We start from the raw sequence: 21512 nt of genomic DNA, 5'->3' as shown, positions 1-21512 counted from the left end.
GTTGATTGACTTACCCATACCCATGTCAGGAGCAGACCGGCCAGGCTGGCCAAGCCAGCAATACGTAGATAATTTTTCATTGGAGCGATAGCTGGCAAAAAATCAGATGGTGAATTCTTCGGTGGGCTCTGCCGTAATAGCTGGGCTGGCAGCTCGCAACCAAGTGGTGGCTTCTAGGGCATCGGCCAGCTGCTCGATGGTCAAGAGCTTAAACAACTCCTTGATACTAAGCTGCACATCGAACGCCTGCTGCAGCGCAATCCGCATTTTGATGAGCAACATGCTGTTGCCGCCCGCGTCGAAGAAGTTGTCAGTGATGCCAATGTTGGGCCGGCCCAACAGTTCCTGCCAGATGGTTACCAGCGTTTGCTGTGTTTCGGTAGCAGCCGGCACGGTTTCCGTTCGACTTCGCGACAAGTCGACCTGGGCGAGCAGGGCGGCTTTATCTATTTTCCCATTTTCATTCAGGGGAATCTGGTCCACCGGCGTCAGGATAGTCGGCACCATGTAATCGGGCAACTGGGTGCGCAGGTAATCTCTGATTTTTGCGGCAAACAAGGCGGTGCCCCCCATGACGAGAAAGGCGATGAGGTGGGTTTCGCCAGCGTATTCCTGGCAGAGCACCACGGCCTGCCGCACGTCTTCGCACTGCTCGAGGGTGTGGCGTATTTCATCGAGCTCGATGCGCAACCCCCGCACTTTTACCTGCTCATCTACCCGGCCAATAAATTCGAGAGTAGCTGTATTGTCCCACTTCACTAAATCGCCGGTTTTATACATTTTCTCGCCCGGCGTAAATGGGTTGTCGAGAAACTTAGCAGCGGTTTCGGCCGGCAGGTTGACGTAGCCATCGGCCAGGCCCGCCCCCCCGATATACAGCTCTCCAATAACGCCAAGGGGTACGCGGTTGTGGTGCTTGTCTAGCACGAAGGCTTTCGTGTCTTTCAGCGGCTTCCCGATAATGTTGCGCTCGAAGCTTTGCACGTCCTCGTTCACCACCGCATCGATTACGGCCTCGGTGGGGCCGTAGTGATTGTTGAGCCGGACGGTGGGAAGCTTGCTTTTCAGCAGAGTCACCAGCTTTTTATGCAGCGACTCGCCGCCGATGCAGAGCACGCGTAGCGTCTGGGCCAGTAAAGGGAGTGTATTAGGTGCCAGGTGCTGGCAGAACGTTTCGATAAAGGTGGGGGTCCCCTGCAGTACGTGCACCTGCTCCTGCACGAGCACCCGGGCCAGTTCTTCGGGCTGCAGCAAAAGTTGCGGGTCGGGAATAACGAGCTTGCCGCCGGTGAGCAGGGGCAGCAACAACTCCAGCAGTGACACGTCGAAGCTGTAGTTGGTAATGAGGACCGAATGAATGGGAGCCGACAGCCGTAACAGGTCTAGTTCGACCTGCAGCTTGCCGGCCAGCGCCGCGTGGCCCACCGCCACGCCCTTGGGGCGTCCCGTGGTACCGGAAGTATACAGCAGGTATGCTGTTGGGCAAGACGGCCTGGAGGCCACTTCGGCCTCCAGGCCGTCGGCGCTTAGCTGCGCGCATTCCTGCTGGGTGAGAACGAGCTTGCACTGGGCATCTGCCGCAATCAGTTCTTTCCGGGCCACCGGGTAGGCCGGATTGATGGGTACGTATACCCCGCCGGCCAGCCAGATGCCCAGCATGGCCACGGGCAGCCAGGCCGAGGGCTCCAGCATCACGCCAACCCGGTCGTCGGGGCGCACTCCGTGCTCGTGACGCAGGTAGTGAGCCATGCGCCGGACGCGGCTAGCCAGGTCATGGTAGCTCAGGCGCTCGTGTGAATCGACAATGGCAGTAGCGGTGGGCTTCTCTTTTGCCCAGGTGGTGAGGCTGGTGGCCCACGTGAGGGCAAGCGCTTCCGGTCTCGGGGTCAGCGCCGGCCGGCCGGCCAGGGGCAGCTCCTCCGCTTCCCCGGCCGGGCGCAGGGATATGAGGGGCGTATCGAAGTGCGTTACGGCCTGTTCGGCCAGGGCGACGAAGTAGGCCGCCAACTGGTGGGTAAACCAGTCGCTGAACAAATCGCTGTTATATTCTAGCGCCAGGCTTAAGCCCTGACCTGCGGGGTCGTAGGTGAAGCTAAAAGCCATATCCAGTTGGCTGCTTTCGCGAGGCAGCCTGGTGTACTGCGCCACTGCGATGCCGGGCAGGCCGGTGGGAATTGCCGGGGCGTGTAGCTGAGGCAGCGTGGCTTGGTTGTGCAGCACCAGCATCACATCGAAGAGGGGGGAGCGGCTAGACTCCAGCGCGTAGGGAAGCTGCTCAATCAGCTTATCGAACGGATAGCCGCGGTGCTGATACGCTTGCAACAGTTCCTGCCTCTGTACCCGCAACAGTTCGCGGAAAGACAGGCTGCCGCTGAATTCCGTTTTAATCGCGATGACGTTCAGAAATAAGCCAACCTGCTGTTGAAGCTCGGGCTGCTCGCGGTTAGCCAGCGGAGTCCCAATGACGGTCACTTCCTGCCCGGTGAAGCGAAACAAGGTGGCATTCAGCAGGGCGAACAGCCCCATGAAGAGCGTGGCCCCTTCAGCCTCGCAACGGGCTTTGAGCTGTTGATGCAACCCGGCCGAGAGGGGCAGTGCTACTTCTGCTCCGTTAAAGGTTCTGGTCGCGGCGCGGGGGTATTGAGTGGGCAAGTCCAGGGCTGGCACTTTGGTGGCGAACTTCGCCTGCCAGTAGGCTTCCTCGGCGGGCGAGAGAGGCTGCTCCTGCGCCCAAAGCACGTAGTCGCGAAACTGAATGGGCAGCGCGGGCAAGGCGACGGGCTGCCCGGTAGCCCGAGCGGCGTAGTCCGCCATGAACTCCCTGAACAACACTTCTATCGACCAGCCGTCGCTAATAATGTGGTGCATTACGTACACCAGCAAGTAGTTAGCTGGGCCGGTTTTAACCAAGGCAACGCGGAACAGGGGGCCAGTTGCCAAATCGAACGCCTCGTACACCACGCGGCGCAGCAAGGCTGGTAATTCCGGCGCATCGGGCCCACCCGCTACCTCGTAATAACGCACGATAGCATCCGCCACGGCTTCGAACGGGAGCACTCGCTGATAGAGTTTTACTGCTTCATCTTCTTGAAAAACAGTGCGCAGCGCTTCGTGCCGATGAACCAGCGCGTGGAGAGTTTCGGTGGCCCAGGCCCGGTGTACCTCGCCCTTGAGTTCCAGCGCCCCCGCAATGTGGTAGGCGCGGGAGGCCTCCTCCGTTTGGCTGACCAGCCACATGCGCTTTTGGGCATGGGTGAGCGGAACCCGGGCGGCGGCCGGGCTCGCGGCCGCGATTATCCGCGAGGTGGGCGGCTGGTGCGGGGCCCGAGCCTGCAGCGCGGCCTGTAGCAGCGGGGCCAGCTGCCCAATGGTCGGATAGGCAAAAATATCCTTTAATTGCAGCGACACCTGAAACTCCGTGCGCAGTTGGCCCAGCAGTTGAATGACGTTGAGGCTGTGCCCGCCAAACTCAAAGAACGAATCGGAAGTGCCAATGGCGGGCTGGTTCAAAATCTCCGCCCAAAGCTGGCATAGGCGCCGCTCCAACTCGTTTTGGGGGGCGGTTTTGGGTCGGGTATCCGGGGCCAGCAGCCCGGCGTGAATTTCGGGCAGGGCCTTCCGGTCGACTTTGCCATTCGGCAACAGGGGAAAAGCCAAGATAGGTACCCATACTTCCGGAATCATGTAGGCAGGCAGTTGGCTCCCCAGCCGCTGGCGCCAATCGGCGAGCGTGTATGGCAGAAACGTAGCGTGCTGCAAGAAGGCCACCAGCACGGGGTGGCCCTGTAGTTGCCGCACGGCTACCAAGCTGTCGAGCCCCTCGTGCTGCGCGTTGATGGCTGACTCAATGTAGTGGGCTTCCAGCCGGTACCCCCGGTAGTTGAGTTGATTATCGACCCGACCCTTGAAGTGAATGGAGCCATCCGGCAGCAGGCAGCCGAGGTCGCCGGTGCGGTACACTTTCCGCCCTGGCCGAAACGGGTGAGGAATGAACTTCTGGCTGGTAAGCTCGGGCTGGTTGTAGTAGCCGAGGGCCAGCCCCGCGCCGCCAATGTACAGTTCTCCTTCAACACCAATGGGCTGCTGTTGCAAGGCCTCATTCAACACATACACCTCCCGGTTGCAGAGGGGTCTGCCAATTGGAATGGGTTGCGCCGAATTCGTTACCCGTTGGTAGGTGGCGCACACGGTGCTTTCGGTGGGGCCGTAGGTATTGTAAATAGCTACCGGCTGACTGGTAAGGTGCGACACTTGCTCCGGCTTCAGCACATCGCCGCCGCTGATAAGCACCCGTAACGAGGCCGGCAGCGGGCCCGCGTTTAAGTACGCCACCACGTGGGGATTAGTGCTGAGTAGGGTAATTTGCTCGTCTGCCAGCACTGCCCGCAATGCGTCTAAGTCTTTGGGATTGGGCAGGATGTGTAACCGCCCCCCAGCAGCCAGCACCGGGAAAATTTCCTCCACCGACGTATCGAAGCTAATCGAAGCCTGCTGCAGCACCACATCCTGGGCCGTAACCTCAAAATACGCGTTAAAGCTGAGTGCATAATCAGCCACCGCACCGTGGGGAATGAGTACGCCCTTCGGGTTTCCCGTCGAGCCGGAGGTATAAATGATATAGCAGGGCGCGTCGGCAGGGAGGCTGGGGACGGGCGGGAGCAGGCACTGGCCGACACCAGCAGGCGCGGGTGAGCACTCGTTGAGCACCAGGCAGTCGAGAGGAAGCGGCCAGGCGGTAATTGGCCGCTGGCTGGTCAAGATAAGCTGGCATTCAGCGTTTTCGAGCATGTACCGCACTAGGGCTTCCGGGTAAGCCGGGTCGATGGGCACGTAGGTAACGCCGGCCATCATACTGGCGAGCATACCGGCCACCACCCACTCGGAGCGTTCCAGCAAGAGGGCCACGGTCTGGCCGGGCTGAAGCCCGCGCTGAGTGAGCGCGTGCGCAATAGCAACGGCCCGGCTGTTTAGCTGCCGATACGTCACCTGCCGGCCCTGGCTGGTGATGGCAATATCTTCGGCGTGCGTCGCCACGCTGGCCTGCCACAGCTCGACGAAAGAAGTTTGCGCCCAGTACTGCACGGGGCCCACGGCGGAAGCGGCGAGCAACTGCTTTTCCTGGGCGTCCATCAGACTCACCTGGCTGACTGGCTGGCCGGTATCATTACTGAAAGCCGCCAGCACCGTTTGCAGCCGATGGCTAATCAATTCTATGTCTGCTGCCGTAAAGTACTGCTGGTTGTAAACGAATCGGATGTCAAACCCATCGTCGTGGTAGCCGCGCACGTAAATGGAAAGCGGGTCTTCTTCCCAATAGTTGGACAGTGCAAAAGCGCTGGAAGCTAAGTCGCCTATAGTAGAAGTAAAGTCGAATTCCTCATAAGAAATCCGAATGTCGTATAGGCTGCCCCGCTCGCCCGGTCGGGCCAAATCCTGCACGAGGTTGCCATACTGGTAGCGCTGGTGGCGAAGGGCTTCTCGCATCGTTTGCTTCACCCTACTTAGTAGCTCGGCCAGCGACGCGTCCTCTTCCAACGGGAAGCGTACGGCGAGCAGGTTCATAAACACGCCGGCCGTTTGCTTAAATAGCTTGTTCGTGCGGTTCAGCACGGGTATACCGAAGGAGATGGTACGCTGCTGCTTGGTTTTACCGAAATACAAAAGCAAGCTGCCGATAATTAGCTGAAATAGCGATACTCCGTAGCGATTAGCCGTTACTTTCAGCAGAGCACCCGTTTCCTTCGGCAGCATCAACGTTTTGCTGTGGGCTTTCTGGTCAAAGCTCAGCGTATTTTGCTGCTGAAGCAAGCTGGTATAGCCTTGAAATTGCTTCACCCAGTACGCCCGGTCATCAGCTGCCTGTGGCGACTGGTAATAGGCCGTGTCGTCGGCGATGTAGTGCTCGTAAGAATAGTGCCGGGCGTCCGTCACGCCCGTTTCGAGCAGGTCTTTGTAGTGTACGGCAGTGGCGTTCAGAAGAAGGCTGAACGACCAGCCATCACCAATCAGGTGGTGAATTTTGGCGTACCACAAGTGCGTTTGCGCATCAATTTTCAGTAGCTTAAACGTGAAAAGATGGCTATTATCCAATGGGAAGGCCACGCCGAATTCATGGTCCATCCACGCTTTGGCCGCTTGTAGGGGGCCGGGCGCCGCCGAAAAATCAAGCAGTTCCAGCCAAAAAGCCGGGGCCGGATCTTGGATGGCGTAACGCAGCTCCCCCGCTACTTCCTGAAAAACTGAGGCGTATACTTCCTGGCTTTTCAATACCTCTCTGATTGCGGCTTCGTAGAGGGACGTGCGCAACGGCCCTTGCAACAATGCATAGCCACCGATATTATACTTGGGCGAGGCACGATTAAAAGCCTGATCGTTCCAGATAAGCTTCTGCGTGACGGAAGGGCGCTTTAGCTCCATGTCATTACGGGAAAGGTATCGACCTGTATTTATGTTGATAGAATTACCCTAGGGGGGGGGCGAAACTGCCCCACGCTTACCATTGCAGTGAGCTACAGGCACCGGCAACGTTGGGCGACCACCGCTTCGGGTTGCCGGCACCGGTAGTGCTAAGCGTAGTATCGCCGGCTCAGATGGCCGACGGCAGCAGCGGGGTGGCAGGGGCAGCGGTTCTGTTGCTACCGAAAACCAGGCGCTAGAGCTTGTAGGAAAAAGTCAGACGGTAAATGGGGTTCTGGGCCTCATATCGCTCCCAGATGAGGTAAGACTGCGCGTTAGTCCAACTGCGGCTACCGTTGTACACCAGATTGTCGACCCGAAACGAGACGTTCCCACGTTTTTTCAGCGTCGTTACGCTGGCCGTAATCCCAGCGGTATAAGAGGGCAGTAGTTGCCGCTGAGCCTCGTACGTGGTGGTAGTGTAATTACTGTTCACCTGTAGCTTGAGGTTTTTTTTAATCGACCAGATGGAGTTGAGCTTTAGAACCGAATACACGCTTTCGCGGCGCCCGTACGTGTACTCGCTATCCGAGATGTTATTGTAGTACACCTCAGCCCCACCACTGAGTTTCCACCAGGCCAGTAGGCTGGCTTCGCCGCCCAGGCTGGTCCCGACAGTGTTGACCTGGCGGATGTTGTCGAAAGTAACAATCGTCAGGTCGCCCTCCTGACGGATAACCTTGTTAATCACATTCTGGCCGTTGCGCAAAAACACCGAGGCTTTCAGGTTGAACAAGTCGTTGGCGTATAAGTAATTTAGCTCTGCGTTATTGGAGTAAGCCGGCTTCAACAGCGGATTACCTTGGCTGCGCTGGTTGACGTTATCGTAGCGCACGAACGGGGCAAAATCAAAAGGGTCAGGTCGGGAAATACGCCGGCTGAAATTCAGTACCAACGATTTAGAATCGCTGAGTTTTCGCTCCACAGTCAGGCTTGGATAGACGTTGAAGTAAGGGTCTTTGGGAATGTTGACGATTTCCTGCAATACGTTTTCCAGGCGCAATCCAAGCTGCGCCTTGTATTTGTCTTTGGCATAGGACAGCAGACCGAAGACGGCCTGAATACTCTCTTTATACTTATAGTTTATCTCACTGTGCACGTTATTCACGTAGCTCGTAAAGCCGTTGTTCATGCGCACTTCTTCGCCGGCGTAGCCCAGGTCAGCTTTCCAAGATTGATTGAATGTGTGGCTATAATCCAAGTTGTAGTCTAGATAAAGGTAGTCGACTGTATTGGTCAAATAATAGCTACTCAGATTCTTATTGTCTTGATTTTGCAGTGTATTGTTGGAATCAATAGTTATCAAGCCCCAGCCATACAAGGCATCTACTCCAAAAGTATTTTTCTCGGCGTTGTGGGTGTAGCCGGTGCGCACCTTGTTTTCACCGGTGGTGAACAGCACGTTGCCATCACCCGTATTCAACTGCCCTTGCCCGTCCTGGCGGTAGGTCGAGGGAGTGTTCTGGTCCAACAGAGAATATTGATAGTTTATGGATGCCTTGGAAAGAGAATCTATTTTGTAAACCGTACCCACTTCCGCATTCGTAAACTTTTGGATTTCCGCCTCTTTGTAGAGCGACGTAAATTGAAGCGAATTACCAATGGAATACTCCCGATAGGTTTGGGCGGGCCGGTCCTCGTGGCGGTAGCTAAGCGAACCATAATGACTCCATTTGCCAATATTATAATCGAGCTTAGCCAGGCCACTATACTTCTTGTTCAGGCCGACGCCCAGCGTGACCAGGGCCTCTCTAGTGGTCTTACCCTGTTCCTGCGTAATAATGTTAATTATACCGGCTGACCCTTCTGGGTCGTACTTAGCGGAGGGAGAAGTAATTATTTCCACCTTCTTCAGCTTGCCGGCGGGTAGGTTGGCCAGCACGTCGGACGCACTTAAAATGGTAGGCTTCCCATCAATGAGGACGCGTACCCCCGCATCACCCCGCAGCTTTACCTGGCCGGTTGCGTCCAGGGTTATTTGCGGCACCTTAGCTAGCACGTCGGAGGCGGAAGTGGCACCCGCCAGCATTTCGGGCGTGAAATTGACAACCTCTTTATCGATGTGAAATTCGATGTTGTTGCGCTGCCCGTTAACAATAATTTCATTGAGTACCTTGCTGTTGACATGCAAGGCTATTTCTCCAAGGGCTAGGGGTTTGTCGGTAACGGCAACTTTTTTCTCGTACCCCTGGTAGCCAATAAAGGATATAACTAGGGTGTAAGTGGCAGGGGCTAGATTGGAAAGCACAAACTTTCCTGCGTCGTCAGTTGCTGCCACTTGCACCTGATGCTGCTTGGCAGAATCTGCAAAGAGGACCACGTTAGCATAGGGGATGGGCTCTTTGCCATCCATTGCCTTACCAGTAATGCTACCTCCTTGCTGTGCAAAACTTGGTGCGTAACTCATTAGCACCAGGATAAGCAATATTGAAAGCTTGCTAATTGAGTCCATTAATTAGGGTCTTTAAAGAAGTTGGTCTCAACAAAAGCAGCCGTTTACCCACGCTGCCCCTCGTGCATCAGCAGGTCGGATAGACAGAAAAAGTGGCGGTTAGCTAAGCCGTGGGTTGTGTATGTCCTGTGCGCTACTACCCATTGGCTAGGGCGAAACACACCCTGCCATTGACTATGCAAAGGTGAATGTTGCCAGATACCTCACGGAAGTTTTTACACTAAGCTGTCTATTCACAGTACAAACCGGTGCTATCCGGGTGTTTACCGTTTCATAGAAAAGCTGCTGGTCCATTAATGGCCCCGATGCACAAGCGACCTGCCGAAAGAATACCACCTGAATTCAGTTTCTCCATCGTGGGCAGTAGCAACTAAGCGCAGGTTCGGATTTTGAGTACTGACTACTCCAATGCTCACGCCTACCGAGCCGAGCGGACTTATTAATGTTTCGTGGCGGGACAGCACCTTGAAGGCGAGTAGTATATATTTTCTACTATCCAAATCAGTCATGGAATTCTGCCAGCTTGGGTCGAAATGGAAGGATTGGATTTGTAAAAGCGGATACCGGACGCAAGTAGGCGACTGCATCCGTTCGCTTGCCGCTGGTATGGGTAGCGGTGGCCCGCTGGTCAGGCTTGTCGTGCCTCGCAGCCCGGCAATACGGTTATTTCCCCTTATCTCAGGCGGTTAGAGTCGCTAACCTTATTAATGGGGGGTGAAAGCGATGTTAGAGCAGTTTATCAAAGCTCAATCTTGCGCACTACCGGGTTGCTGCATTCTATCGCCGACGCCAGGTGTACCACGTAGTTGTCGGCCAGGTGTATCTTTTTTAAATACCATGTGGTGTCGGCTAGTCGCGCTTCATTGCCACGAACAACTATTTCCTCTAACGGAATAGCTAGGCCTCGGCCTTCTGCCTTTACGACGGATTCTTTTTGAGTCCAGTAGTCGTAAAAATCATGGTATTTGTTTTTCGAATCAGCAATCTTATTCCACTCTCCGGGGAGCATGCTGCATTTAAAGTCTTCAATTGCTATCTTATTAACCTGCTCTATGTCAATGCCGACCTTGCAGACACTACTCAACGCGCAGGTTACGTAGCTACCGGAATGAGATATATTAAAGTCTATTTTATTGTTGATGTAAGGCCGGCTGTAAGAAGTATATTGCAGCTTCTCTAAATCACTGATGATACCAAATTCAGACAGCCCTTTTTGCAAAAGCAGCTTGCCGAATAGACTTGCCTGGGCATCCTGCCACCGCTGAAACTGGAGAATCTTGTTTTTGATACTAGCTGGAAACGGCGCTAGATAAGTAGCCAGCTCCTTGGCCGTAAGTTGGTGCTCAAAGCAAGTGTACAGCACCTTTATCATGTTTTTAGTCATTTTGTTTGAAGACTGAAAGGGCCCGGGCGCATGCAGCTACGGCTGCACCTTGCTGCTACGTAGCCGCTGACCTACCCTAACAGGCGTGGCGGCTTATATTATTGCGCCCATTTCAATTACCGAAGCAACGGTTTGGGCATTATCGAATATGAAAAAATGGTTGCCCGGCAACGCCTGATGCGTGATGGGAAATACGGATTCATGCTGCCATTTCTCGATTACCGCCACGTCAAGGCCCTCCCCATCGCCGTAAAGCACTTGAATGGGGATGGGCAGCGGCGTGGATTCTTCGTAATCAAAAGTTTCTACCACTTGAAAATCAGCACGTAGAATGGGCTCGAAATACTCGCGAAAGTCTTGGGACTCGTTTAGCTCCCGGGGAGTGCCGCCAATGCTGAACACCTCGTTCCAGAAAGCCTCTTTCCCGATTTTATGCAGCATGGTGCTTCGCGTGTGCCGCGCCGCAGGACCCGCCTTGCCCGATACAATCAATCGGGCCGGCAAAGGCTGTTGCTGCTCATACAATTTGCGGCAGAGCATGAGCCCCACGAGGGCACCCATGCTATGGCCGTAGAGAACGTAGCCGGTACTAGAGCTGGTTTTTTGGACTAGGACTGGGAACAGGTCGTCGACCACCGCCTGCATACTGGTGAGCAAGTTGCTCGTAGCACGGTAGCCTCTGCCGCTGTACTCCAACACTTCGATGGGGCACGACTTCGAGAAGTATTGCTTGAGAGACTGATAGGATATGCTAGAGCCGCCAGCGAACGGTAAGGCGATAATTTTCATGGAGCAACTGCTTGATTCAGCGTTATTAGGGTGCCAGGAAGGCATGATGGCCTCACTCACTTCCCGGTTTTTGGATAGGGCTAAGGCGGTGAGGTAGCGTGAGGTTTCCCGCGAGCTATGGGTCCAGGATTTTTTGCGCTTGTTCAAGAGAGCAAGCCTTGCACGCTAAACCCGCTTGTAAGCCTGTGTCGGGCAGGCCCTTGTTGAACAAGCCCGTTGGCCAGGCACTCTCTGGCCTCCCAAGCCACGGTGATAGCGTGCTTTCGGGCGATGGCGGGAAGTATTTCTCAGGGCCGGGGCCCCGGCCCGCGCTCAGGGGCCTAAGCAGCGCTGAGCGCCTCTTGCTTAGTCACAATTTCGAGCTTGCCATAATTCATTTTATACAACCTATCAGCATACTGATAATAGTTGTCGTCGTGCGTAATAGCCACGACCGAGAAGCCTTCGTCCTTCAGGTAGTCCAGAATTTCGGTGTAAAACTTCTTGCGGAAGTAGGGGTCTTGGTCAGCGGCAAACTCGTCTAAAATCAGGATGGGCTTGCGCTCCAACATGGCGCAAACCAGCGCCAGTCGCTTCTTCTGACCGGTTGATAGGTGGATAGTAGTCAGCTTCTTGTCCTTTATCTCCACTTTCTGGTCAAGCTCAAACACTTGGAGGTATTCCAGGGCTTTTGCTTCGTCTACCTGCTCGATGCCGTAAAATTCTTCAAACAAGTGAAAATCGCTGAACACCGGCGCAAACAAGGCGCGGTAGGCGCCGAAGTTGGCTTCCTCCAGCTCTTCGTCGTTGATGTACACCTGGCCTTTTTCGCGCACAAACAGCCCGACCAGCACGTTAATGAACGTGGTTTTACCACTACCATTCCCACCGTACACGAAAACTATTTCGCCACGCTGCAGGGAAAAATCGTTGGGCCCAATGCTGAAATGCACGTCCTCTTCGCTATCATACTGATACGAAATATTGTAGAGCTTAAGGTTATTAAATACCCCGGGCGTAGCGGTGGGCAGAGCCGCCACGTCTTTTTCCTGCAACGACTCTTTCAGCGAACTCAGCCGGTTCAGAGATACGTGCGCCTGCGCCAGGCCAGGCACCATCAGCACGACTGATTCGATGGGGCCCCAGATGTACATCAACACGAAGATGAAGTTGATAGTAACCACGCTGCTGACGGAGAGCCAACTGCCCAGAAACAGCAGCAGTGCGCCAATGAAAACGTAGAAGGCCATCTGCCCAATTACCCGGTTGTTCAGGTGGTACACTAACGCTTTTTTGTTGTAGGCCGACGACGCATCTACCGATGTGTACATGTGCCGGGTAACAATGTCCACGCCTTTATTGCGCGCGATTTTGATTTCCTTGAAGCCGACCAGAATTTCGTTGAGGTGGCGAACGAAACCGTCCTCAATGGCCATGGCCTTGTCGAAAAGAGCCATAGCTTTTTTCTCGCTCAGGGTGTAAAGCAGCACGGTAAAGGCCATTAACACGCAGGTGCACGCCAATAGCTTCCAGGAAAGAAAGGCCATGTAGCCGAAGCATAGCAGGATAATAATAAAGTTGGTCATCAGGTCAATTGCATTGACCGAGGCGTTGACTACGTTGTTGGCATCGCGGGTAAGCGCAGTATAAATGCGCTCCTTGTTTTTGATTAGGGGATGATACGCGGAGGTAAGCACCATTTCAACGACCTCCATGCGCACCTGACGCAAAATTTTCAGCATAAAGGCAATCATGCTTTGCGAGACCACCCAGCGGCTCACGAAGAAAAGCACCAGGCTGCCCGCAAACAGGTAGGCGTACTCTTTATTGGCAATGCTGACGCCCTGAATAGACTTGTTGATTACTTGGTTGATGATGAAAATAATGGTTGTATTGCCGGCCGCAGCCAGAATGCCTAGCGCCACGAATAGAAGGTATTTTCCGAAATGCCCTTTGAGTAAGTTCATATTGTTTGAAGTAATGTTTTTGAAAGGGTGAGACGAAGCAAAAACGCTATTGCAGCACGGAAGCGTAGGTAGACTGAGTGGCGTACCCAAGCTCTGCTTTAAACAGGTTGGCCACTCTGTACGCCTCCTCTACTGAGAAATCGTCGGGCCGGAACAGCAGATTAATCTGGAGGGCATTTTTGAAGTGGAAGATGTCAATCCACCATTTCGCGCGGCACTCCTGGGGCAATACCACATGCGACAGCTGCTCGCTGACGTCGACTACCTCCTGCTGGAGCGACCGGTAACTCTGATAGTTTATCCCTACCTCGGGGTGGAAGCCGGGCGTTACGCTTAGCTCATGCATGAGCTTATCGTAGGGATACTGGTAGTGCTCGAAATCGGCAATCAGGCTGGCCTGCACCACATCTAATTGGTCGGTAAGAGAGTCGTCACTGCTCCAGGCGCAGCGGTTGAGGATGATGTTGGAGTAAAATCCCACGACCTGCTCGTTGTCGATGGTGTAGTACACATCGTGGGCGCGCAGCGACACGGGCACGGCGATGGCCACTGCTTCCTGCCCGCTGATTTGGTGATGCACACGCCGGCACAGCGCCGTAAAGGTCGCCAGCGGCATCAGGTGCTGGCTAGTGAGCCACTGCTCGAACTCGTGCAGCGCACCGCCCTCCACAAACATCGTCACCTTAAGGGTTTGGGCCGCCACGGGGAGAGCCGGGAAGTCAGCGCCGACCAATTGCTTTTTCCAGTAAGCCAGTGCCCGCGCGCCTTCGAGGCTGCCGACGTAGGCCTGCTGCGCCTCGACAAAGGTGCGGTACTGGAGGGCGGCCGGGGGGGCCGGGGCGGCTGCGGCCCCTGACAGGGCAGCTTGATATAGTTCCGTGAGCTCCTTTTGTAGTACGCCCTGGGAGTAGCCGTCGAAAATCAGGTGAGAAAAAGTAATCAGCAGCTCGTCTTCGTCTTCGAAGCGCAGCACCCAGACTACCCACGGGGCTTGCAGCGTTACGTGTTGTCGCGCCTCGCGCTGTGCGTCTCGCAGCAACGCGGGCCGGCGCCCGGCCGGCTGCGACCGGCAGTCGACCCACTGCGCGGGTACTGCGGCGGGCGGCTGAAGCTGCATGCCCATCTGGCCGCTGCCCGACGGTACGAAGGTGGTCCGGAGTATCTCGTGGCGCTGCTGTAGCGCTTGCAAGGCCGTTTCCAAGGCTGGCTGGTCGAACGAGGGGTAGGTAGCCGGTCCAATTTCGGAATACTCCCCTACTACCCGGTAAGGAGAGAAGAAATTTTGCTGATTGTAGGACAGCGGCATAAGTTGCGGCTCACCAGACTGCCCTATTTCCCGGACAATGGCCGTCATGGCCGCCGAGAAGTGCGCGGCCAGTGCCTGTATTTCGGCGGGTGCATACCGCGCCTGGCTGTACTGAATGGACAAATGCAACTCTTCCTCGGAAAGCAGGCCCGAAAACTCGATTTCGTGGAAGCGGGGCATTTGCGGGTGCACTTCGGCGCCTTTCTCGCCAAGCGCAAGGCGAATGGTCGGGGTTTGCCCGGTGGCAATATGGCTGTCAAACTGGCCCAAGTAGTTGAAGCAGATGGCCGGCTGGGATACCTGCGTCAGTGCCGGGTCCTGCGCCACGTACTTGAGAATGCCGTAGCCCAGCCCTTTGTGTGGCACCGCCCGCAGCACCTGCTGCACTTGCTGCACGTAGGCCAAAGCGCCCGGCGTTTCGTGCGCAGGCAATACGACCGGGAAAACGCTGGTAAACCAGCCGATTACGCGGCTTAAGTCGGGGGCCCCGTCCAACTCTTCGCGGCCGTGGCCTTCGAGGTGCACGGGTACGTTGGACATGCCAAAATGGCGCTGGCAGGCCAGGCCGAGGGCGGCCAGCAGCAGCGCATTGAAGTCGAGGCGCAGGGCCTGGGCGGCCGGGGTTTGCAGCACTGCCGTTTCGGAGGCCGTTACCTTGAAGGAAACGGTGGCGCTATCACCGACGCGGTTGCTGCCCTGCGGGTGGCTCACGGGCAACGCCGCCTGCGGCGCGCGCATGACCTGCTGCCAATAAGCCTGCTCCTCGGCTAGTTGCGGCGAGTGGGCGTAGGCCTGCTGCCAGGCAGCTGTGCGCAGTAGCGCCGTGCTCGGGGCAGGCAACTCCAGCGGGCTACCGACCTCGTATTGGGCGTACAGCACGCCAAAATCTTCGAACAGGATACGCCAGGAAACGCCGTCTACAGCCAAGTGGTGAATGGCTAGTAGTAAAACGTCTTCCGTCGGCTGCCTAAAAATCGCGGCCTTCAGCAACTCGCCCCGTTCCAAATTCATGCTCTGCTGAATGGCCGTAGCCTGCTGGACGAAAGCCAGCTCGTAGGCGGGTTCCGGGCGCAGGTCAATGACGGGCACGGCAAAGCGGGGGCTGGCGGCCGGAATCAGCTGTTGCCACTGCCCATCTTTGTGCTGCTGGAATTGCGCCCGCAGTCCCTCGTGGTGGGCTATCAGTTTTTCCAGAATCACGCGCACGGCCTCCGCATCGAAGCCCGCTGGCCGAATTAGCTTTACCGACTGGTTGAAATGCTGCCGGTAAGGCGCTTCAACCAATTCCATGTAGCGCAGTTGAATGGCCGAGAGCCCGGCTTTGCCAGTGTATTCCTCCACTACTTCGAACTGGGCCACCGCCAGCCGGGTGGCCGCGCCGGCAATGGTGGGGCTTTCCATAAAGTCTTTGATATTCAGCCGATATCCTTGCTGGCGAAGCATGGACACGAGCTGGATAAGCTTGATAGAGTCACCGCCCAAGGCGTAGAAATTGCTCGTGGTGCTAAGATTCTCTTTTTTTAGCAATACTTTCCAGCATGCTTCGAGCAGCTTTTCCGCCGGGGTTTCGGCGGCCACGACTACCTCGGTGGCGGCCGGGCCCAGGGCCAGCGCGCCCAAGGCCTGCCGGTCGACCTTGTCGTTGTTGTTCAGCGGCATCTGCGCGACGCGCACCAAGTACTGGGGCAGCATATAGATAGGGAGCCGCGCGCCAAGGAAGCTTAGGAGGGCCTGGTCGGTTACCTCGTGGGTGGCAACCAGGTACAGCACCAGGGCGGGCGCGCCTTCGACTTGCTTGTAGAGGACGTGCGCCTCCTGCACGGCGGGGTGCGCCACGGCAGCAGTCACTATTTCGGCTACCTCAACCAAGAAACCCCTGATTTTGAGCATGTCGTCTTTGCGGCCGTTGAAGAGCAGCTGCCCATCCTCGGTCCACTTACAGAGGTCGCCGGTGCGATACATCCGCTGGTGGATGTGCCGGTCGAGCCCAAACCGCTCCTGGCTGAGCAGCTCGTCGCGGTAATATTCCTGGGCCAGGCCCGCGCCGCCAAGCCACAGCTCGCCTATGCCGCCCACTGGTACCGGCATGCCGCTGCTATCCCGCAGGTGCGCCACTACGTTTTTGAGGGGCTTGCCGATGGGCGGCGTTACGTACGGCAAGTCAGCTTCTACGCGGTACGCCGTGGCCCATACCGTACTCTCCGTGGGGCCGTAGGCATTCACCAGGCGCCCGGGGCCAAACCGTTGCGTAAATGTGCGCAGGTGCTTGGCGGAGGCGGCTTCGCCCCCAATCACCACGTGTCGCATCTGGTCAAAGCCCCTGAAGTTCATGTCCACGAGCATGTTGAAGAGGGCAGTAGGAACAAACCCAGCTGTCACGGCGTACCGGGCTATCACCTCTTCGTAGGCATATAGGTCTTTCCCTTGCACTTCGTCCATGATGACGAGCGTCGCACCTTTCAACAAGGCCCAGTAGATGTCTAAAACGGACGGGTCGAAGGCAAGGGAGCACACATTCAGCAGGCAGTCTTGCGGAGTAATAGTCACCCCCGGTATAGCATCGAGTAGGTTGACCACAGCATCTTGCCGGATGAGCACGCCCTTGGGCATTCCCGTTGAGCCCGACGTGTAGCAGATATAGGCCAGGTCGCTGGCGGCCGCGTCGGGCAGGGCATAGGTATTGGGCTGGGTGGCCTCTTGCAGCGCCACTGTGGCCAGCCCGGCGGGAGCCGCTACGGCCATTGCCGGGCCAGCAGTCAGCATCAGCGGCAGGGCCGCGTGCTCGCAGATATAGCGTAGGCGCTGCGCCGGCAAGGACGGCTCTACAAACACGTACACGGCTCCGGCTTTGAGCACCCCGAGCATGGCCACAATGGCCCATTGGTCGCGCTGGGCGCTGATGCCAATGTTTGCCCCGGCCCGGACCCCGGCCTGGTGCGTGAGGTAAGCCGCCAGGTAATCCGATTGCCTATCCAGCTGCTCGTAGGTGAGCTGGGTGCCGGTGGCTACGGCGCAAACCGCCACTTTGGTGGGGTACAGTGCCGCCTGCTGCCGGAATAAGCGAACCAGGCTGCCGGCCCCGCTGGGCAGGGGTAGCAGGGCATCTTGCTGGGAGAAGTGATGCAGGAGCTGCTTTTCGGCGGCCGGAATAAAATCGATAGCTTGAATACTGGTGCCAGGCGCGGCGGCTGCCTGGCGGAGCAGTTCTTCCACGTGGCCGCACAGCCGGGCCATGCGAGCGGCCGTAAACAGGTCGGTGTTGTATTCCAGCTTCAGCAGGAGGCCGTCGGCCACCTCGCGGAACGAAAACGTCAGGTCAAACTTGCTGTAGCCGTTTAGCTCGGCTGCTTCGTGCGCTTCGGTGGTTTCGGCGGCCGGCCCGGGGCTTTCCTGGTCCGGCCCTGCGGCCCTGTGCAGTATAAGGGCCACGTCGAACAGCGGGGAGCGGCTTAGTTCGCGCGGGAGGGCCAGCTGCTCCACCAGCCGGTCGAAGGGATAGTCGGCATGTTGCAGGGCCTGCGTGGTAGTGTGCTTTACCCGGGCAAAAAGCTGCTGAAACGTATCCTGCGCGCCAAGGCGGTTGCGCAGGGCAATGGTATTAGCGAAGAAGCCGATTACAGATTGAATTTCCGCCTTTTCGCGGTTCGCTACCGGGGTTCCAACCACGATGTCCATCTGCCCGGAGTAGCGGGCCAGCAGCACGTTGACGGCCGTAGTCAGGCCGTTGAAGAGCGTGCCCGCCTCTTGCAGGCACAGCGCCTTAAATGGCGCCAGCGTGGCCTGAGGGATGAGATGTTCGTGGAGGCTGCCGGCGTAGGTGCGGTTCAGGGGCCGGGGCTTATCCAGGGGTAGCCCTAGCACGGGCACCTGCTCCGCAAATTGCTCTTTCCAGAACGCCTCGCTGGCTTGCATGGCGGGGGCTTGTAACTGCTGCTGCTGCCACATGGCGTAGTCTTTATACTGCACTGGCAGGGGCGGCAGAGCTGGCTGCTGGCCCTGGGCCAGGGCCTGATAGCTCACCAGCAGCTCTTGGAGCAGCAGCGTAGTCGACCACCCGTCAAACACGATGTGGTGTACTACTACCAGCAGCACAACTTCGGTGGGTGATACCACTAGCAGCTTAGCTCGAATGGGCAGCTCGTGGGTCAAGTCAAAGGGAACATCCTGGAAGCGCTGCATCCGCTGGTGCAAGGCTTCGGCACCCGCTCCTGAGGTTGTCGGCACTGCTTCCTGCTGCAAGGTGAAGAGCTCCTGGTGCCAGGGCAGCACTACCTGGCGCACATCGCCCTCGACTTGCCGAAACACGGTGCGCAGGCTTTCGTGACGGGCCAGCACCGTTTGAAAAGCCTGGTGCAGGGCCGCCACGTTTACCCCGCCGGTTAGGGTGTAAGCAATCGGCATGTGGTAGGCCACGGAGGCCGCTTCCAGGTTGCTCAGTATCCAGAGGCGCTTCTGGTTGTGCGTCAGGGGGTAGGAGCCCAAGGCTGGGGCGGGCAAAATGGCGCCCTCCAACCCGGTAGGGGCTTTTTCGGCTATAAAGGCGGCGAGCCGGGCAATGGTCGGATACAGAAAAATATCCATGAACTTGAGCTCCACTTGCAGGTGCCGCTGGATATCGCCCACTATTTTCATCGCCTTCAGCGAGGTGCCGCCCATGTGGTAGAAGGACAAGTCGCGGCTGATGGTCCTCAAGCCCAGCTCCTCCTTCCAGATGGCCGCCAGTTCCGTTTCCAGCCCTTCTTGGGGCAGCTCAAACTCGCTCCCCAGCAGCACCTCCTCGGGCGAGGGCAGGGCAGCTTTGTCAATTTTGCCGTTGCTGTTGAGCGGAAACTCCAGCATGTGCACCAGAAACGCGGGCAGCATGTAGGCATTCAGCCGCTTCGCCAGCTGCTCGCGCAGGTAGACAATGGGGGCCGGGGCGGTGTAGTAGCACACCAGTTGCTGTTTCCCCTCCGCATCCTTGACAGTTTTGGCCACGGCCTCGTCCACCTCAGCCACCGCCAACATGGCTGCTTCAATCTCGTTCAACTCGATGCGGATGCCATTAACCTTTACCTGCCGGTCATGCCGGCCCAGAATTTCCAGGGAGCGGTCGGCCGTATACCGGCCTATATCCCCCGTCTTATAGATGATGTCCGTCCGGTCGGCGATGAGCGGATTCTGCACAAATACCTGCTGGGTAAGGCTCGGGTTATTGTAGTAGCCCTTGGTGATGAACGGGGTTTTGATGTACACTTCCCCAATCTCCCCAATCCGGCAGAGCTTGCCTTGGTTGAGAACCAGGATAAATGTGTTGTCAATGGGCTTGCCAACCGACAAAATCTGGCCGGGGGCGGCGGGCACCTCGGCAATTCGATGAAACGTTTTAATCATCGTGGTTTCGGTGGCCCCATACAGGTTCACCACCTCGATGCGGGTACCAAACACCTCACGCCAGCGGTGAATGTCCTTGGCATAGAGCGCCTCGCCGGCTAGCAGCACGTGCTGCAACGCCTCGAATAACGGCCGGCACTCACACTGCCGGGCAACTTTAGTCAGCTGTTGAAACAGCGAGGGAACGCTGTGCAGCAGTTGAATTTTTTCGGCATCAATCCACTCAACCAGTTGAGCTAGGTTGCTGCGGGTTTCTAGCGATGGAATGCAGAGGGTGCCGCCGGTGCACAGCGGCAGGAAAATATCGCGCAGGGACGCGTCGAACGTGAATTGAATCAGCTGGCTGACGCGCATGCCGGGGCCGACGGCAAATTCCCGGGCCTCCCACTCGATAAAGTGCGCCAGGCTTTTGTGCATCCCCACAATGGCCTTGGCTCGGCCGGTGGAACCCGACGTATAGAACAAGTAGCTGGCCGCCTCCGGGTCCTGCGTTAGGGCCGGGTTTTCGGCCGGTAGCTCTTCCCAGGCGTACGTGGTAGAACGGGCCTGCCCGATTACTGTAATTCCGTTTATTTCATTGATAACTAGCAGTTTGCTCGCTTGCAGGCCAAGTTCGGCAGTCAGGGCCTGCCACTCAGCCAACCAGCTGTGGTGCAGCAGCACGCTGGCGTCAGGCGTTTCTTCAAATATCTGTTGCAGCCGCTGCTTGGCGAAGTGCAAATCGACGGGCAGGTACACGTGGCCCGCCTTGAACACGCCGAGCAGCGACGCCACTAGGTCGGCCCCCGCCGGCACCAGCACTTTGATGATGGCCGGGATGGGCTCCGTGACGGTCAACAGCGCGGCGATGCGGTTGGCGTAAGTATTCAGTGCCTCATACGACATTGACTCAGTGCCAAACCGCAGCGCTTCGGCCATTGGGTACTGCGCAGCGATATCTTCAAACTGCTTATAGACCAGGTTTTTCATTCCAAGGAGGGAATCAGGGAAAAGGTTGAGGTAATGCCGGCGGGTGCGCAGCCGGCCAGCGGGTAGCCGGGGCCCAGCGGGATTAGCAGGCGGGGGTGGGCTCTTGAAGTACTTGGTAGCTCTGTTTCACAACTTCCTGGGCCATTATTTCGAGCACGTTCAGCAACGGGGTGGTGGGCCCTACTTCCTCGGCCATGATAGCGACTTCCGTGCAGCCCCCGATGATGACATCAACCCCCTGCGCTTCCAAGTACCGGACGCAGGCGAAAAAGCGGTTTTTGGCCTCCTGGCAAATCACGGCCGATTTTAGCCCGTTTTCCATGTACACCGATTGCATGAAGCCATCTTCCTGCAGGGCGGGCGGGAGCACCACATAGTCGATGCCCTCCTGGGCTAGCGCACCCTGAAACAGGCCGGTCCGGATGGTGCCGCTGGTAGCCAGGATACCCACTCGGGCCCGGCGGCCGAAGCTTTGCAGGATGTGCTGGGCCACCAGCCGCACCGGGTGGAGCAGCGGCGCGTGGGAGTGGCGCTGCATCGACTCGTAGTAGTAATACGAGGTAACGCAAGCCGAGACAATTAGGTCAACGCTCTGGTCGTTGAGCAGCTTCACCGAGCGTAGCAGCTCCGGCAGCGGCGAAGGCTGATTGTATAAAATAGCCTGGGTTCGGTCCGGAATGGCCGAGTTGCTGTGCAACACGATTTCCACGAATTCCTGGTCGGTTTTGGCCGGCGACTTCTCAATGATGTGCTTGAGCAGCAGCATGCCGGCCCGCGCGCCCATTCCGCCAATAATACCTACTCTCTTGTTTTGCATGTCATTTCGTCTAAACCTGC

7 protein-coding genes are annotated in these 21512 nt (G+C 57.1%); all 7 read right to left on the bottom strand.

The annotated features are described in order from the left end of the window. Positions 1-102: 102 nt before the first annotated feature. Positions 103-6417, bottom strand: a complete 6315-nt coding sequence (locus tag ACYVGC_RS22500; protein ID WP_460586087.1) for a non-ribosomal peptide synthetase — start codon at positions 6415-6417, stop codon at positions 103-105. A 235-nt stretch (positions 6418-6652) separates the two neighbouring features. After that, the gene (locus ACYVGC_RS22495) at positions 6653-8863 is read right to left on the bottom strand and encodes a TonB-dependent receptor (protein ID WP_460586086.1); all 2211 of its coding nucleotides are present in this window, start codon (positions 8861-8863) and stop codon (positions 6653-6655) included. 784 nt (positions 8864-9647) lie between these two features. Next, entirely contained in the window at positions 9648-10292 is a 645-nt protein-coding gene (locus ACYVGC_RS22490; protein WP_460586085.1) for a 4'-phosphopantetheinyl transferase family protein, read from the bottom strand. Between the two features lie 93 nt (positions 10293-10385). After that, complete coding sequence (locus ACYVGC_RS22485; RefSeq protein WP_460586084.1) at positions 10386-11081, bottom strand: thioesterase II family protein; 696 nt, start codon at positions 11079-11081, stop codon at positions 10386-10388. A gap of 320 nt (positions 11082-11401) precedes the next feature. Next, positions 11402-13027, bottom strand: coding sequence for a cyclic peptide export ABC transporter (locus ACYVGC_RS22480; protein ID WP_460586083.1), 1626 nt, complete (start codon positions 13025-13027; stop codon positions 11402-11404). 46 nt (positions 13028-13073) lie between these two features. Further along, the gene (locus ACYVGC_RS22475) at positions 13074-20675 is read right to left on the bottom strand and encodes a non-ribosomal peptide synthetase (protein ID WP_460586082.1); all 7602 of its coding nucleotides are present in this window, start codon (positions 20673-20675) and stop codon (positions 13074-13076) included. 82 nt (positions 20676-20757) lie between these two features. After that, entirely contained in the window at positions 20758-21492 is a 735-nt protein-coding gene (locus ACYVGC_RS22470) for an aspartate/glutamate racemase family protein (protein WP_460586081.1), read from the bottom strand. Positions 21493-21512 lie beyond the last annotated feature (20 nt).

The sequence above is a fragment of the Hymenobacter arcticus genome (assembly GCF_054779975.1).
This window is presented reverse-complemented; position numbering and strand designations above follow the sequence as displayed.